13 protein-coding genes are annotated in these 15,845 nt (G+C 63.8%); 11 read left to right on the forward strand and 2 right to left on the reverse strand.

What is annotated here, in order from left to right; translation table 11 throughout:
• Positions 1-110: 110 nt before the first annotated feature.
• Positions 111-1,136: a BGTF surface domain-containing protein gene (locus tag U5919_RS09130; RefSeq protein ID WP_336023780.1), complete on the reverse strand. Its 1,026-nt coding sequence runs from the start codon at positions 1,134-1,136 to the stop codon at positions 111-113.
• A 417-nt stretch (positions 1,137-1,553) separates the two neighbouring features.
• Between U5919_RS09130 and U5919_RS09135 the strand changes: the two genes are divergently transcribed.
• From U5919_RS09135 to U5919_RS09175, 9 genes are all read left to right on the forward strand, one after another.
• On the forward strand, positions 1,554-2,894 hold the full coding sequence (locus tag U5919_RS09135) for a S8 family serine peptidase (protein ID WP_336023782.1): 1,341 nt from the start codon (positions 1,554-1,556) through the stop codon (positions 2,892-2,894).
• A 117-nt stretch (positions 2,895-3,011) separates the two neighbouring features.
• Positions 3,012-3,614, forward strand: a complete 603-nt coding sequence (locus U5919_RS09140) for an ArsR/SmtB family transcription factor (RefSeq protein ID WP_336023785.1) — start codon at positions 3,012-3,014, stop codon at positions 3,612-3,614.
• Between the two features lie 100 nt (positions 3,615-3,714).
• Positions 3,715-4,638, forward strand: a complete 924-nt coding sequence (locus U5919_RS09145; protein ID WP_336023788.1) for an extracellular solute-binding protein — start codon at positions 3,715-3,717, stop codon at positions 4,636-4,638.
• The gene (locus U5919_RS09150) at positions 4,613-5,422 is read left to right on the forward strand and encodes an ABC transporter permease (protein WP_336023789.1); all 810 of its coding nucleotides are present in this window, start codon (positions 4,613-4,615) and stop codon (positions 5,420-5,422) included. Before U5919_RS09145 ends, U5919_RS09150 begins: the two co-directional genes overlap by 26 nt.
• On the forward strand, positions 5,419-6,489 hold the full coding sequence (locus U5919_RS09155) for an ABC transporter ATP-binding protein (protein WP_336023791.1): 1,071 nt from the start codon (positions 5,419-5,421) through the stop codon (positions 6,487-6,489). Before U5919_RS09150 ends, U5919_RS09155 begins: the two co-directional genes overlap by 4 nt.
• 285 nt (positions 6,490-6,774) lie before the next feature.
• Positions 6,775-8,328: a class I adenylate-forming enzyme family protein gene (locus U5919_RS09160; RefSeq protein ID WP_336023792.1), complete on the forward strand. Its 1,554-nt coding sequence runs from the start codon at positions 6,775-6,777 to the stop codon at positions 8,326-8,328.
• Between the two features lie 129 nt (positions 8,329-8,457).
• Complete coding sequence (locus U5919_RS09165) at positions 8,458-9,813, forward strand: hypothetical protein (RefSeq protein ID WP_336023795.1); 1,356 nt, start codon at positions 8,458-8,460, stop codon at positions 9,811-9,813.
• Between the two features lie 122 nt (positions 9,814-9,935).
• Positions 9,936-10,895: an NAD(P)-dependent oxidoreductase gene (locus tag U5919_RS09170; RefSeq protein WP_336023796.1), complete on the forward strand. Its 960-nt coding sequence runs from the start codon at positions 9,936-9,938 to the stop codon at positions 10,893-10,895.
• A 970-nt stretch (positions 10,896-11,865) separates the two neighbouring features.
• Positions 11,866-12,627: an IclR family transcriptional regulator gene (locus U5919_RS09175; protein WP_336023798.1), complete on the forward strand. Its 762-nt coding sequence runs from the start codon at positions 11,866-11,868 to the stop codon at positions 12,625-12,627.
• A gap of 197 nt (positions 12,628-12,824) precedes the next feature.
• On the opposite strand, the gene U5919_RS09180 is transcribed toward U5919_RS09175, so the two are convergent.
• Entirely contained in the window at positions 12,825-13,223 is a 399-nt protein-coding gene (locus U5919_RS09180) for an acyl-CoA thioesterase (protein ID WP_336023800.1), read from the reverse strand.
• A gap of 130 nt (positions 13,224-13,353) precedes the next feature.
• Here U5919_RS09180 and U5919_RS09185 point away from each other — a divergent pair, with 130 nt between their 5' ends.
• Together U5919_RS09185 and U5919_RS09190 are read left to right on the forward strand one after the other, a co-directional pair.
• Positions 13,354-14,700, forward strand: a complete 1,347-nt coding sequence (locus U5919_RS09185; protein WP_336023802.1) for a hypothetical protein — start codon at positions 13,354-13,356, stop codon at positions 14,698-14,700.
• A gap of 135 nt (positions 14,701-14,835) precedes the next feature.
• A complete protein-coding gene (locus U5919_RS09190; protein WP_336023803.1) occupies positions 14,836-15,672 on the forward strand; it encodes a methylenetetrahydrofolate reductase in 837 nt (278 codons plus the stop codon).
• The last annotated feature ends 173 nt before the right edge of the window (positions 15,673-15,845 follow it).

The raw sequence follows: 15,845 nt of genomic DNA on the forward strand, positions 1-15,845 counted from the left end.
CTAGTGGGGTATTATAGTAGCGTTTGCAGCCGGCTTCACGAGTAGTCGACGGCGGCGGGAGATTGTGAACTCCCGTGAGACACCGTGAATCGCGTGAACTCCCGTGAGCGCTACCCCTTGAGCAGTAGTGCCGCGAGAAGCGCGCCGCCGACGATGAACGCGCCGCTGACCACGCCGCCGACCGCGAGCGGTCCGAGACCGATTCCGTTGATTCCCCGATCGGGACTGCTTTCTGTACCGGAAGCGGCCGTCACCGTCGACGTTCGCGTCGTCTCAGTCTGGACGACGAGGCTGCCGACGTCGACGGGGTCGCCGGCCCGTTCGCTGCCCGCGTACAGCGAGACGTCGTAGTCGGCGACGTCCAACATCGACTCCAGCGACGTCTCAGAGACGATGCGGGCGCTGTCGCCGCCGGAGGTGCTGAGGGTGCCGTCGCTCCGTCCCGCCAGCGAGGTGTCGACGTAGAGGACGGCCTGCCCGTCGTCGTCACCGTCTCGAACGACGGCTTCGAGTTCGTAGTTCGATTTGCTCTCGTTTCCGAGGACGATCACCGCCTCGTTCTCGTCGCCGCCGTTCTCGGACGCGAACGAGATGGGGATCGCTGCGACCCCGCCGCGGTCGACGAGGAAGATGTTCTCGTCGAACGCCACCGGCGCGGACGGGCCGTCGGTGGGCGACGCCGTCCGCGTCTGTTCGGGGATCGGCGTCGGCGTCCCGCTCGGCGGCGTCTCCGCGCAGTCCTCGCCGCAGGCGACGACCTCGCCGTCGACTTCGGCCTCCGCCGAGCCGTTCTCGAACCGGGCGGTCAGGGCGAACGTGTCGTTCGCCCGCTGTCGCTCGAAGTCGAACGACGTCGCCCACGTTCCGTTCTCCGTTACGACACCGGTCGCGGTCTTCAGGAACGCCGGCTGGGTGTCGTCGGCGGAGCGGACCCGGACGACGATCTCGGTCCCGACCGGCGCGTCGGCCGTCCCGCGCACGACTTGGGAGGTGCCGTTCGCCACCGTCACCCCGTCGCCGTCGTAGTCGACGCTCACGCTCGGATCCGCGGCGACGGTCCCGGCGACGGCCGCCGGCGCGAGCGCGGTCGTCACGAGTACGCACGCAAGCGCGAGTGCGCGGTGCCGACTACTCATTGTGCACCTTCTGTTCTGGTCACGTCTAGTCATTGCGTACCTCCGCTCTGGCCACGTCTAGTGATTGCGTGCCTCCGCTGTGATGCAGTCATTGTGTGCTTCCGCAGTGATTCGACTTCGTCCGATACGTTTCGATCCCTCCCGGGTCGGATTCCCGTCGTACTGACTGGGATCGAACCCGCTCGGGTCGGTTCTCTTCGGCTGATTCCGGTGTTCGGTGGTAGTCTGGAGGGCATTCGTGTTTCCGGAGGTCCGGCGTAAAGTAAGAACGCTCGATTGCTTCAAGAGCGCTTTACGCTATCGGTGTGTTGTCGAACGGTTGACCGATACGCTAAAAAATCCCCGGGACGCAGTAGCGACGACGTGACGGGTGACCCTCGAGACGGAGGCGGATTCGCCGTCAGCCGTCGTCGCGCGGTGGCACTCGGGAGCGCGGCGGCAGCGACGCTGCTCTCAGTCGGCCGCGTTCCGCGCTTCGGACTCTCAGATCGATCGCGCGATACGACGGACGGCGACTCGCTCGAACGCCTTCACGCGCTGGGCATCACTGGCGAATCCGTCCGCGTCGCCGTGTTGGACCCGACCGGGTTCGACCCCACTCACGACGCCCTCGGCGGCGCGGTCGAGGACATCCGTCAGTTCGGACCCGAGCGCGCCGTCGTCGACGGGACGACGCACGGCACAGCGGCGGCCGCGTCGATCGCCCGCCTCGCGCCAGCGGCCCGGCTCTCGCTCGCGTCGTTCCGACGCACCGGCGAGTTCGTCGACGCGATCGATTGGGCACGGTCGCGCGGCGTCGACGTCGTTCTGGCCCCGGTCGCGGCGTACGGATCGAAAGCGACGCCCCGATCGCCCGTCTTCCGCGCGGCCCGCCGCGCCGTCGACGCCGGGTGCGCCTTCGTGGCACCGACCGGGAACGCCGCGCTCGGTCACTGGCAGGGGCCGTACGCGGCCCTCGCGGGCGACGGATCCGGAACACGACGCCGACTCCGGGTCGCGAACCGCGTCGGATCGTCGTCCCCTCGGGGCCGATTCCTCGCGTGGCTCGTCACGGAGTCGTCGGTCGACGCCGATCTCACACTCGCGCTCTTTCGGGAGGTTGACGGCGGCGAACGGTGGAACCTCGTGTCGCTATCGAGAGCCGCGAGGACGACCTCCGGCGAGCGTCTCACGGCCGACCTCTCGGACGGCGAGTACGCACTGGTCGTTCGTCCGGCGAATCAGAACGCATCGGACGACTCGGAGACCGCCGATACGACGCGTGAACTGACCAGCCGAGTGGAGATAACGACGCCCACGCACCTGTTGGCGTCGCCCCGGCCCTCCGGGAGTATCGCCGTCCCCGCGAGCGTCCCCGGCGTCGTCGCCGTCGGGGTAACTGACGACGCGTCGCGCGGCGACGCGCTGCCGACGACGGCAGGGCCCGATTCGCGCGCTTCCGATCCAGCTTCGGGCTCGGAGGTCGTTTCCCCTCATAGCGGCCGCGGACCGACCGCCTCGGGGACAGTCGGCGTGGACGTCGTCGCGCCGCCGTCTCCGTGGATCGCCGGGGGCTCGCCCGGGACGTCGGCCGCGGCCGCCCGGGCCGCCGGCGCGGTCGCGCTCGTCCTCGACGCCGCGCCCGACCTCGGTCCGTCTGACGTCGCCGGGATACTTCGCGCTTCGGCGGGCGACGTCGGTCGCAACGGACGGGATCTGGCGGCCGGATCGGGGCGACTGGACGTGGTTGCCGCCGTTCAGCGCGCGCGGTCGCGTTGACTCGGATTCCCAGTCTCGCCCCCTCGGTCGCCCGCTCTAAATCCCGGTCGACCGCTCAAAGAGGCGCTTAAGCTACACCCACGTTGATAATCCCCGACTACGTACCCCGGATCAGGGATGTCCTCACCGATCGCACGGCTCGGAAACTGGACGCGGTCGCCGGACGCAACCCCGGCGGTCGTCGATGTCGTCGGCGACGACGCGGGCGAACTGGTCGACGCGCTGGGCTCTGAGACCGCCCGACAGCTGTTACACGCGCTGCACGAAGAGCCCGCGCCGCCCTCCGAACTGGCCCGCGACCTCGATACCTCGGTGCAGAACGTCCACTACCACCTCTCGAAGCTTCGCGCGGCCGGCGTCGTCGAGTCCGTCGGGACGCGACTCTCGGAGAAAGGAAACGAGATGACCGTCTACGCGCCCGCAGCGGAGCCGATCGTCCTCGTGGGGTCGTCGGACTCGACGGGGCGTGAGACGCTCAGAACCTCGCTCGCCGACTGGGTAACGGGCGTGGCTGTGCTCGGCCTCACGAGTTTGGCCGTGCAGGTCGCCGCAGAGCATGTTCTCGGTGGCTCTGCGACATCGATTTTCGAGCCCGCGAGCCTCGCGCTCGAAGACGGTAACGCGCTTCTCCGCGGCGTGTTGCTTCTCACTGAACCCGGGCTTCTCTTTTTCTTTGGCGGCCTCGCGGTGTTCGTCGCTGTCGCGCTCGCCCGCCGGTGAACGGGTTGTTCCTCGCGACCGCCTCTCGTCTCCTCGTTCGTCCGATGTAAACTATTTCTGGTTGAGATACGCTTATTAGGAAACCACTTCACGTTGATCTATGGACGCTGACCGCGGGGAAATCTGTCGGCGGGCCTTCCTCTGCGGAGCCGCAGCGGCCGGACTGGGCGGCCTCAGCGGTTGCGCCGGTGTCGTCGGATCGGGCGGGCAGCGGCCGACTCCCGTCTCGATACTCGCGGCCGGGAGTCTGAACAACGCGTTCGAGAACGGGCTTCGCTCCGACCTCGAAACCCCGATTCAGATCGAAGCGCACGGCTCTGCACGCGTCGCGCGGATGGTTGCCGAGGGGCAGAAGGACCCGGATATCGTCGCCGTCGCGGACACCGCCCTCTTCGATGGGCCGCTGCGCCCGTCGTGGTTCGCGGAGTTCGCGACGAACTCGGTCGTCCTCGCGTACGACTCCGGGAGCGACGGCGGAGAGCGAGTCGCAGCCGCCGGTTCCGACGGGTGGTTTCGCCCGCTGCTCGACGGCTCGGTGTCGCTCGGGCGGACGGATCCGGACGTGGACCCGCTCGGATATCGGACTCTCTTCGTGCTCGAGCTCGCGAGCGAGCACTACGACACCGACGTCGACCTCCGAGCGGAGATTCCGACTCGCGAGCAGCTCTTCCCGGAGACCCAACTCGTCAGCCAGTTCGAGACCGGCAGTATCGACGCCGCAGTCACGTACCGCAATATGGCGGTCGAACGCGGCTACGAGTTCGTCGAACTCCCGGCCGCGATCGACCTGAGCGACCCCGCCCGCGCCGACGACTACGTGACCGCAAGCTACGAGCTCCCGAGCGGCACGGTCGTCAGCGGCGGTCCGATCAGCTACGCCTCGACGGCCCGAAAGATGAACGCGACAGTGACCCACGCGTTCGATGCACAGATCAGCGGCACGTACCTCAGCGACTTCGGCTTCTCCGTGCCGGACGACTACCCGACGTTCTCAGGCAATGTTCCCGACGAGATCATCGACTGACGCCGCCGACCGGTTCGATTGGCTCTCCGTCACGCTGCTCTTAGGCGGCGTGTTGCTCTGTTATTACCTCCTGCCGCTGGGGTCGCTGCTTTTCAGTCAGCCACCGCGGGTCGTTCTCGGTCAGCTGACGGAGCCGTCGGTCGTGTCCGCGGCGTCGACGTCGCTCGCAACCGCGACGGCGAGCGTGACCGTCGCGACGGTCTTCGGGCTGCCGCTGGCGTACTGGCTCGCGGCCGCCGAGGGACGGGCGGAGACGCTCGTCACGGCGGTCGTCGTGCTGCCGCTGGTCCTCCCGCCGATCGTCAGCGGGATGGTACTGCTCACGCTGGTCGGTCCGGAGACCATCCTCGGCGAGATCGCCGCGGCAAACGGTTTCTCGCTGACCCGCTCGCTCGTCGGAGTCGTGCTGGCACAGACGTTCGTCGCCTCGCCGTTCGTCGTCATCTCCGCGAAGGCGGCGTTCGAGGGCGTCGACAGGAACCTAGAGCTCGCGTCGCGAACGCTCGGCAAGGATCGGTTGACGACGTTCCGACGCGTCACGCTCCCGCTGGCGTGGCCCGGTGTCCTCGCCGGCATCACGCTCGCGTTCGCCCGCTCAATCGGCGAGTTCGGTGCGACGGTGATGCTCGCGTACTATCCGCGGACGATGCCGGTACAGATCTGGGTGTCGTTCACGACGCTCGGACTCGAGGACGCGTTTCCGATCGCCGTCGTTCTCCTCGGCATCGCCGTCGCCGCGCTCGTCCTTCTCACGACGCTCGGGGGGGATCCGATCGCCCGATGACGTTGACGCTCTCCGGTCTCGCGAAGACGTACGGCGCGTTCGAGTTAGGCCCGCTCGACCTCTCGGTCTCCGAGGAGGTGTTCTGCGTCCTCGGCCCCTCCGGCAGCGGGAAGTCGACCCTGCTCTCGCTTCTGGCCGGACTCACCGATCCGGACGCCGGTTCAGTTTCGGTCGACGGGCGTTCGATGCGCGGCCGTCCACCCGAGGACCGACGGATCGGACTCGTGTTTCAGGATGGGGCGCTCTTCCCACACCTCTCCGCGCGCGAGAACGTGGAATACGCGGCCGAAAACGACGAATACGCCCGAGAACTGACACAGCTGTTGGCGATTGACGACGTGCTCGATCGTCGACCGGCGACCCTCTCGGGCGGCGAACGACAGCGTGTGGCGCTGGCTCGTACGCTCGCTTCCGAGCCCGACGTCCTCCTGCTCGACGAACCGCTGTCGAGCCTCGACGAACCGATGGGCCGGCGGCTCCGTACTGATCTGGACAGACTGTTCGATACGCTCGCCGTCCCGGTCGTCTACGTGACGCACGATCAACGGACTGCGACGGCGCTCGCGGATCGGATGGCGATCCTCAGAGACGGACAGATCGAGCAGGTAGGCGCGCCGACGACCGTACTCGAACGCCCCGTTTCGCGTTTCGTCGCCGAGTTCACCGGCAACGAGAACGTCTTCGAGATCCGGTTCGACGGCGCGAACGATCGACGCGTTCGAATTGGGAATGTAGTACTTCGTTCCCCGGCCGAGTCGTCCGCGGCGATGTGGCTCGATACACCCTCCGACGTGTCCGCTGTAACCGTCTGCGTTCACCCCTCTCGTATCGATTTACCGGCGAATAGTGCCGTAGGAAATCCCTCGTATCGACTCCCGGTAACCGTCGAGCGGTGGCTCCACGAGACTGACACGTACCGCGTGTTCGCGCGCGTCGAGGGAGGTCCGGACCTGACTGTCACGATGTCGCGGACCACGTTCGATCGACTGGACCTCTCCCGCGGGGACGAGTCCGTCGTCTCGATACCGACGGATTCGATCCACGTTCTCGACCGATCCGGGCGCTGATTTAAAAATATATGATCTCTTATCCTTTCCAAAACCATACAATTCAATAATATAAAAGAAACCGCAAAATTCAGTGAATATTTGGAATAAGAGGGCGTATATGAATTTTATAATACTATCCAAAATGTATATCGATAATCTGAATTATTTCGCACTACGAAGTCTGCATCTCTCGGTCGAGTCCTCCGAACCACGACAGTCTTACTCGCTCGTGTGGACTGCCGGAATCCGTTTCGTCAGCCGTTTATCTCAAATTATAAGTTAAGTCGTTGCCTCTGCGCTATTATGCATCACACGTCGACGGTCGAAGTGCCACCCGTCAAAGATCTCTCTCGGATCGCCGCGGAGAACAATCCCGACAAGGTCGCCTTCGGCAACGGCGTCAACGGCGAGACGATGACGTGGACGGAGTTCGACGAGCGGAGTAATCAGGCCGCGAACGCGTTCAAGCAGTACGTCGGTCAGGGCGACCGCGTCGCGCTTCTCTGTGAGAACTCGCTTGAACACACCGTTCTCTGGAACGGCGGGTTGAAAGCCGGCTGCACGGTCTCGAACCTCCACGTGCGCGCGTCGCCGAACACGCTCCAGACGTGTATCGACTCGTTCCGTCCGCGGGTGCTCGTCGTCGACGAAGACACCTCGGAGTTCTTCGAGGAGCGTCTCCGAGACAAGATCGACACCGACCTCGACGTCGTCGTCAACGTCGGCGAGGCACAGACTGGTTACGAGGCGTCCTACGAGTCCGTTCTCGACGGCCAATCGAAGACCGAACCGGACGTGCGCGTGCGCGAAGAAGATGTCGCGGTCGTGATGTGGACCTCGGGAACGACGGGTGAGCCGAAAGGGTGGTGCCACACGAACCGCGGGCTTTACTTCCGCGCGAACGCCCTCGTGAGCGTCTACGAACTCAACCGCTCGGCCCGGCAACCGCACGTCTTCACGCCGTCGTTCGCCGCGTGGTACTCCGCGACGCTCCCCGCGTTGGTCTCGGGCGCGACGACGTACTTCCTCAGTTCGTGGGACGCCGAGGCGTACGTCGAGATGATCGACGAACACGACCTGACGAGCGCGCTCCTCGTCCCGACGATGTGGCGCGAAATCCTCAACCTCGAATCGCTCGACGACTACGACCTGAGCTCGCTCAACGCGATTATGTCTGCCGGTGAGGTGCTCAACGCGACGACGCTCCGACGCCTGCGGGAGGACGTCTGCGACGTGGTCAAAAACTCCTACGCGGCGACCGAGGCGTACGCGACCGTGATGGAGAACGCCGAACTCAACGAGAGCCGCGTCGAGAGCGTCGGCAAGCCGGTCCCGGGCGTCCAGATTCGCATCGTCGCCGAGGACGGGACGTACCGCGACGTCAAGCCGACCGGTGAGGTCGGCGAGATCGCGGTGAAAGCTCCGGACTGCCCGGTGTGGGCGTGGGAGCGCACGGCGAAGACCGAAGACGTCTTCGAGGACGGCTGGTGGTACTCCGGCGACCTCGGCTACAAGGACGAGAAAGGCTTCATCTACTTGGAGGGGCGGACCGATCTGATGATCCTCTCGAAGGGCATCAAGGTGTACCCCTCGCCGGTCGAAGAGCGGCTCAACGCCCACCCGGACGTCAACGAATCCGCTGTCGTCGGCGTTGAGGACGACCAGTACGGGCAGAAGGTGGTCGCTTACGTCTATCCCTCCGACCCCGATCTCACCGCCGACGAACTGGACCAGTGGTGTCTCGACAGCGACGAACTCGCCCGGATGGAGCGCCCCCGGGAGTACCGGTTCGTCGATGAGTCGCTTCCGCGTACCTCGACTGGGAAACTCGATCGCCTGAGCGCGAAAAGAGAATAACAATTTTTATATATTATTCTTCCTCTCCTGACTTTTGTTTCGTTCTTTCCGCCGTCTCTTTTTAAAGCGGCGCGCATTTTACCTAAATCTTAAGTAGGATACGCCTTTCCCATAAGGTGGACTACTACTATGAGCGAACGATCGTGGTCTTTCAGCGACAGTATGGCACAGGCCTCCGAGAAGGCGGGCGGCCCCGTCGGACTAATGCGCGACCTCGGAATCGCGAAGTTCACCAAGGTACCGGACGAGATCACCAACTGGATCGAAGAGCAGCGCTCGTGGCGCGAATCGGTCGCGCTAGCGGACCAGTCGTATCACATGACGGATCACTACGTCGAGGGTCCTGACGCGCTCGAACTGTACAAGGACTTCGCCGTCAACAGCTTCGAGAACACCGAGCCCGGCAAGGCCAAACAGCTCGTCGTCGCCAACCCCAACGGCAAGTTCATCGGCGACGCCATCTGGTTCCACCTCGAAGAGGACAAGTTCCTGAGCGTCGGCGGCGCGGCCGCGCACAACTGGCTCCAGTACCAGGCCGAGACCGGCGACTACGACCTCGAGGCCGAGGTGCAGCCCCGCCCCGTCACGATGAAAGAGGACCCCACCTACTACCGCTACCAGGTGCAGGGCCCCAACGCCTACGACGTGATGGAGGAGGTCGCCGACGAGCCGCTCCCGGATCTCGGCTTCTTCAACCACACCACCATCTCGATCCAGGGCCACGACGTCAACATCCTCCGCCACGGAATGGCGGGCGAGGCCGGATACGAGTTCTGGGGTCCCTACGAGGAGGGCGAGGAGATCAAGGAGATCTTCATGTCCGCCGGCGAAGAGTACGACATCCGCCACCTCGGCGCGGAGAGCTACCAGACGCCGAACGCGATCCTCGGCTGGATCCCGATCGTCGTCCCCGCCATCTGGGACGAGGGAATGGAAGAGTACCTCGAATGGCTCGACGTCGGCGACGGCCTGCTCTCGATCGGTGGGAGCTTCGAGTCCGACGACATCACCGATTACTACTTCACGCCCACAGAGCTCGGCTACGGTCACATCATCAACTTCGACCACGAGTTCTGCGGCAGCGACGCCCTCGAAGCGGAAGCGGGCAACCCCGACCGCCAGAAGGTCACGCTCGTCTGGGACGACGACGACGTCATCGACGTCTTCGCGTCGCTGTTCCGCGAGGGTCCGACCAAGAAGTTCATGCGCTTCCCGCACCCGCGCGCCTCGGCGTGTCACTACGACCAGGTCCTCAACGAGGATGGCGAGCGCGTCGGCTTCTCGACGGACAAATCCTACATCTACAACCAGCGCGAGTTCCTCTCGCTGGGCGTCGTCGACAGCGAACTGGCCGAGCCCGGAACCGAGGTCACGGTCCTCTGGGGCGAGCCCGAAGACAACGACAACGACCGCGTCGAACGCCACGAGATGGCGGAGATCACGGCGACCGTCGCACCCGCGCCGTACACCGAAGACAGCCGATAAGGCGACCGCAGACTGACCAATCCACCGCACGAGCCTGAAGCCCGGTGCGGATTTTCTCTTTCTCTCGACCCCGAGCGCCGCGGGTGGTAACTGCAAAGTACCGGAAGCCCCTCGGAGTGGATATGACGCGCGTACTGATCGATCAGGACATCACGCCCACCGACCGACTCCTCGATTCCCTCCCCGACGAGTGGGAGCCGACCGTCGGCGTCGACGGCGACGAGGACGCCCTTCTCGACGTTGTCGCCGACTACGAGGTTCTCCTCGTCACGTCGCGGGTCCCGCTCTCTCGCCGGGTCATCGACGCCGCCGACAACCTTGAACTGATCGGAAAACTGGGAACCGGAATCGACTCCGTCGACCTCGACGCCGCGCGCGACAACGGCGTCACCGTCACGCACACTCCGGGGCACAACGCGCTCTCGGTGGCCGAGCACGCGATGACGCTCACGCTCGCGTGCGCTCGGCGATTACCGACCGCCGAGTCCCTTCTCGCGGAGGGCAAGTGGCGCGACGAGTACCCGTTGGGCACGCAGATATCCGGCTCGACGATCGGGGTCGTTGGCTTCGGAAACGTCGGCAAACGGGCCAGTAAGCTCTTTTCGGGGTTCGACGTCGACGTGTTGGTCACCGATCCGTACGTCCCGAGTATCGACGCGGAGTTGACCGACGCCGAACGCCGGTCGCTCGAGGAGGTCCTCGAACTGAGCGATGTCGTGATCCTCACGCCGGAGCTAACCGAGGAGACGCGGGGGCTGATCGGAGCCGACGAGCTGGCCCGGATGCAGTCGTCGGCGATCCTCGTCAACGTCTCTCGCGGTCCCGTCGTCGAGCAGGACGCGCTCGTCGACGCGCTGGAAGCCGACGGGATCGCTGCCGCCGGACTCGACGTGTTCGCCGACGAACCGCTCGATAGCGACGCCCCGCTGCGAGCGTTCGAGAACGTGGTGACGACGCCGCACATAGCGGCGATGACGACGACGTGTCGACGCGGCAACATCGATCAACTGGCGGAGAACGTGACCCGGCTGACGTCCGGTGAGGCCGTCCTCGATCGCTACGTGCCCGTCCGTGGCGATTGAGTCCGGTCTTCGTTTGAAAAGCTGTAGTAGCGTTTGCGAGTCTTCACCACTCGATCGCACGCTGTCGTGCGACCGGGTGGGCAATCAGTTGCAAACGTTACTATCACAGCGCTGGTCTTCTGTCGAGACGCGGCCCGCTTTCGCTCCGACGACTGAGCGGACGTGTCGGTGTGTCGATCGCTTGTTTTGTGGGCTCTTGGGGTCTATCCTGCCTCGTTTGCGGATCACGAGAATAACCTCTATAAAATAACCAATCCGATATGGTCGTTATTATCTTCGAGGGGTCGTGTGGCCCTTTCGCGCTCGCGTTCGGCGTAGTCGTTGGCGTCGTGGAATTATATCACAGTCGTACCCTTGTTATTCTAATGGCTATCGGTCGACATTTTGTCTACTGGCGCGACCTATGACCGCCCGACGCTCCAGTGAGACGTCGAGGTGACTTGACGTTACGCCACGTATTACTGTACCTATTGCAGATACGTATCCTTAATTCGGTTTTATTCGTCCGTTCTTGGACTACAGACCGGATATCGAATTATCTTATTTCATATCATAACTATCCGGTATGCTCGTAATCTACTCACGCAATTTTGCACGCGGTTCTCACCGATTACCGCCCGCGCACGAACGAGACAACACACGAGCGGACGTCGCCTTGTCCGTCCCTGTGCCCGCACAGCGGATCGTCCGGTCCCCACTACACAGCGACCGTGTGCCTGATCCGGTTGTCACTGTTCTCGGTCTATGCCCCTTCTCCGTCAGCGGATCGTCGACCGTATTTCCTGTTTTTCCCGACGGTGTATTCGATCCCACTCGGTGTGATCGTGGGGCCGACAGTGCCACGTCTATGCGCAATCGCTCTAGACACACAGTCGCTCCGGTCGTCGAGTCTCCGGCTGTCGCCGCCGTCATTTCCGCTCTCGTCCGAACAAATCGGAATCTTCAACAACGCGCCGCAGCTATAGCGCATATGCCCAACGATCGCACCTCCCTCACCACCGTCGCGCGGGCGTTCGAGATCGTCGATCTGCTGTGGGAGCTCGATGGGGCCGGGCCGTCTGAAGTCGCCGCGAGACTCGATCTCCCCGACAGCACGGTCTACGACTACCTCCGATCGCTCAGTGAGACTCGGTACGTCACCCGCGACAACGGCGAGTACCGCCTCAGTTCGTACTTCCTGACGATCGGTGGGAAAATGAAGTATCGGAATCGACTGTATCAGGTCGCGAAACCCGAAATGAAGCGCGTGGTCGCCGAAACCGACGAACTCGTCGGTCTCACGATCGAGAACGACGGGCGAGCGGTCGTGTATCATCAAGAGGAGGGTCGACAGGCGTTGAGCCTCGGCACGTATTCGGGCGCGGCGACGCCGTTGCACACGGTCGCCACCGGCAAGGCCATCCTCGCGTACCTGCCCGACGACCGCGTCGAGGAAATCCTCGACGAACACAGTCTCGAACAGCGGACGGACCAGACGATAACTGACTTAGACGTCTTAGCGCGCGAACTCGAAGAGATCAGAGAGACCGGATACGCCGTCGACTGGGACGAACAGGTCGTCGGAATGGGGATGGCGGCGGTCCCGATTCTGATCGATGAACAGGTGCTCGGTTCGTTCGGTATCGTCGTTCCCACCGGTCGGATTCGCGATCCGACCTATCAGGAGGAGATCTTACAGAAACTCCAAGAGATGACCAACAAGGTCACGATCAATTACCAGTACGGAAACTGATAGGGAGTATCGTACGTCCTCATAGAATTCCCATAAATCCTCCTCGAATTCTCGCCGGACAGTCCGGCGAGAATCTATCGACAGTTACGATACTCCCTTTGAGTGCAGTCGGGCCACATCTCCAAATACGCTCTCGACCCTTCTGAGGGGTGTTCTTTTGGCATCACGTGCACTCACAGAAAGGGAATCCGCTCGTTTTACTCGTCGTCGGTGAGCGCCGCTCGCACTTCGTCGGGGATCTCGACGGGTTTATTCTCCGGTTTCGAGACGCAGACGTGCTGTTCGTCCCCGAAAAACAGCTCGTTCCCGTCGTCGTCGGTGGCCGTGAGCTTCATCGCGAGGCTCTTGCCGCCGAGGTCCGGTTCGACGGTGATCGTGATGACGTCTCCCGCCTCGACCGGCCGCTTGAAGTCGGTGTCCATCGAGACGATCGGCATATGGACTCCGTGGTCGTCAGGAATGTCCCAGTAGGCAACACCGCGACTGTCCATAAACTCCTCGCCTGCGCGGTGCATCGCGTCGATGAGATTCGGGTAGTACGCGATCCCGTGGGGATCGGCGTCTCCCCACGCGCACTTCCATTCGTATTCGTACATCACTTCGGCTTTTTCGTCACCGTATAAGTAACTTCCCCTGATTCGTCGACACCTGTTCCGTTGACGAGTCGAAGTGCACCGGTCGTGAGCAACAGTTATGACCTTCCGCTCGAACCGATTCATCAACAGTATGTCCGAGTCGAGCCTCGAAGACGTCGTTCAATCGACAGAATCTGTCGTCGATCTGTTGCGCAGTCGCGGCGGTTGGGTCGGATTCCCGAACGTTCCCGACGAGCACACCCATTGGATCGAAGAGCAGCGCGCGTGGGCCGAGACGGTCTCGTTCGCCGACCAGTCGCACCATATGGTCGACTTCTGGGTGGACGGTCCCGACGCGCTCGAACTGTTCTCCGACCTCGCGGTCAACGGGTTCGAGGGCTTCGAACCGGGAACGGCGAAACAACTCGTCCTCGCGAACCCCGACGGCGACTTCATCGGCGACGGGATCCTCCTGTATCTCGACAGCGAGGAGTTCGCACTGGTCGGCCCGCCACAGGGCCCGAACTGGGTCCAATTCCACGCCGAGACGGGCGGATACGACGTGACGACGCGGCGCGACGAGACCTCCGGCGTCCGCGACGGTCCGCCGGCGAACTACCGCTATCAGGTGCAGGGGCCCGAAGCGCTCGCGGTGATGGAAGAGGTCACCGACGGACCGCTTCCCGATCTCGGATTCTTCCACTTCGACGACGTGATGATCGACGGCCGCGAGGTGACGCTGCTTCGACACGGGATGTCTGGCGAGGCCGGATTCGAGTTCTGGGGGCCGTGGGAGGACGCGGACGCGATCAGATCGCGGATTCTCGATGCGGGCGAGGCGCGCGGAATCCGGCAGCTGGGCGCGAGAAGCTACGGGAGTTCCGCGGTCGTCTCCGGATGGGTCGGGATGCCGCTTCCGGCCGTCTACGAGAGCGATGTGATGGCCGAGTACCGCGAGTGGCTCAGCGCGCACAGCCTCGAAGCGCACTACTCGATCGCGGGGAGCTTCGACTCCGACGACGTCACTGACTACTACGTGACGCCCGTCGAGCTCGGCTACGAGCGGCTGATCGACTTCGATCACGACTTCGTCGGCAAGGCCGCGCTGGAAGCTGAGGCGGCCGATCCCGCGCGGACGCTCGTGACGCTCGAATGGGACGACGGCGACGCCGTCGACGTCTTCGCCTCGCTCTTTGCCGACGGGGAACCCGGAAAGTTCATCGACTTCCCCGTGCCGTGGCGGTCGGCGTCGCACTACGACGCGGTCCTCGACGGCGAGGAGACCGTCGGGCTGTCGACGTGGGCGGCCTACACGTACAACGAGCGGGCGATGATCTCGCTGGCCGTCGTCGAAACCGACTACGCCGACCCCGGAACCGAACTCACGCTCCGTTGGGGCGAGCCTGAGAACCGTCGGAACCCCGCGGTCGAACGACACGCGCCGGCGTCGATCTCGACGACCGTCGCGCCCGTTCCGTACACGACCGACAATCGGTGAGCGCGGCTGCGGTGATCCAATCGGTGAGCACGGTTGCGGTGTCCCGCTCGGGCCGCCTCCGACGACGCCCGAGCCCGGACCGCTCGGTACGGATGCAAGACAAACTTTATCACCCTCGACACGCGAACGTCACCAATGACAACTAATCAGTATGCGTCAACGGCGTCTGAACTCCTCGCGTCGCCGCGCTTCGAGCTGATGCCGTTCGACAGCTTCGACGACGAGATCAAACACCTCCCTGACGGTGCGACGATCACGATCACCGCCTCGCCGCAGTTAGAACTCGAAGCGACGATCGACGCGGCCGAGCGAGCCGCCGAGCAGGGTTACGAGGTCGTTCCGCACGTTTCCGCGCGGTACGTCCGCGACTCCGAGCACCTCGCGGACATCTGCGAGCGACTCACCGCGGTCGGTATCTCGGACATCTTCGTGCCGGGCGGCGACCGCGAGGAGCCCATCGGCGAGTTCACGTCGGCGTACGACATGCTCGTCGCGCTCGACGACTTAGCGTACGAGTTCGACGAAATCGGCATTACCGGCTACCCCGAGGGCCACGAGTTCATCGACGAGGAGACGCTCGCGGAGGCGATGAAGAAGAAGGCCCCGTACGCGACGTACATCGCCACGCAACTGTGCTACGATCCCGACACGATCCTCGAGTGGATCGACGAGGTCCGCGACCGCGGTGTCGATCTCCCCATCGAGGTCGGCATCCCGGGCGTGATGAAATACGAGAAGCTCCTGAGCATCTCCCAGAAGGTCGGCGTCGGCGACTCCGTCCGCTTCCTCAAGAAGACGACCGGAATTGTGGGCTTCGTCAAGCAGTTCATCGGCTCGCGCGGTCGCTACCGGCCCGACGACCTCGTCGACGGGCTCGCGCCGCACGCCGAGGAATACGGCATCCGCGGCCTCCACATCTACACCTTCAACCAAGTCTCCGACACCGAAGAGTGGCGGACGGGACGACTGTAACCGCGGACGTTTGTCCCGTTCGCTGGTAGTTCGCTTGACGTGAAATTCTGGGGGTCTGAGACGTTTTCGCGGTCGATTCTCGCGGTCCGTTCCGCACTCGTTTCTCCCTACTTTCTCTCCTTCGCTGCACCGCTCTTCGGGGAGACAAAAGGATTATATTGATAGCCGGTAAC

The organism is Halobellus sp. LT62, from assembly GCF_037031285.1.
Taxonomy (GTDB): Archaea; Halobacteriota; Halobacteria; order Halobacteriales; family Haloferacaceae; genus Haloquadratum; species Haloquadratum salinisoli.

Excerpts from the sequence above, each read along its gene's own strand:
- U5919_RS09130 (WP_336023780.1), bottom strand. The coding sequence starts at position 1,136 with ATGAGTAGTCGGCACCGCGCACTCGCGCTTGCGTGCGTACTCGTGACG.
- U5919_RS09140 (WP_336023785.1), top strand. The coding sequence starts at position 3,012 with ATGTCCTCACCGATCGCACGGCTCGGAAACTGGACGCGGTCGCCGGAC.
- U5919_RS09145 (WP_336023788.1), top strand. The coding sequence starts at position 3,715 with ATGGACGCTGACCGCGGGGAAATCTGTCGGCGGGCCTTCCTCTGCGGA.
- U5919_RS09150 (WP_336023789.1), top strand. The coding sequence starts at position 4,613 with ATGTTCCCGACGAGATCATCGACTGACGCCGCCGACCGGTTCGATTGG.
- U5919_RS09155 (WP_336023791.1), top strand. The coding sequence starts at position 5,419 with ATGACGTTGACGCTCTCCGGTCTCGCGAAGACGTACGGCGCGTTCGAG.
- U5919_RS09160 (WP_336023792.1), top strand. The coding sequence starts at position 6,775 with ATGCATCACACGTCGACGGTCGAAGTGCCACCCGTCAAAGATCTCTCT.
- U5919_RS09165 (WP_336023795.1), top strand. The coding sequence starts at position 8,458 with ATGAGCGAACGATCGTGGTCTTTCAGCGACAGTATGGCACAGGCCTCC.
- U5919_RS09170 (WP_336023796.1), top strand. The coding sequence starts at position 9,936 with ATGACGCGCGTACTGATCGATCAGGACATCACGCCCACCGACCGACTC.
- U5919_RS09175 (WP_336023798.1), top strand. The coding sequence starts at position 11,866 with ATGCCCAACGATCGCACCTCCCTCACCACCGTCGCGCGGGCGTTCGAG.
- U5919_RS09180 (WP_336023800.1), bottom strand. The coding sequence starts at position 13,223 with ATGTACGAATACGAATGGAAGTGCGCGTGGGGAGACGCCGATCCCCAC.
- U5919_RS09185 (WP_336023802.1), top strand. The coding sequence starts at position 13,354 with ATGTCCGAGTCGAGCCTCGAAGACGTCGTTCAATCGACAGAATCTGTC.
- U5919_RS09190 (WP_336023803.1), top strand. The coding sequence starts at position 14,836 with ATGACAACTAATCAGTATGCGTCAACGGCGTCTGAACTCCTCGCGTCG.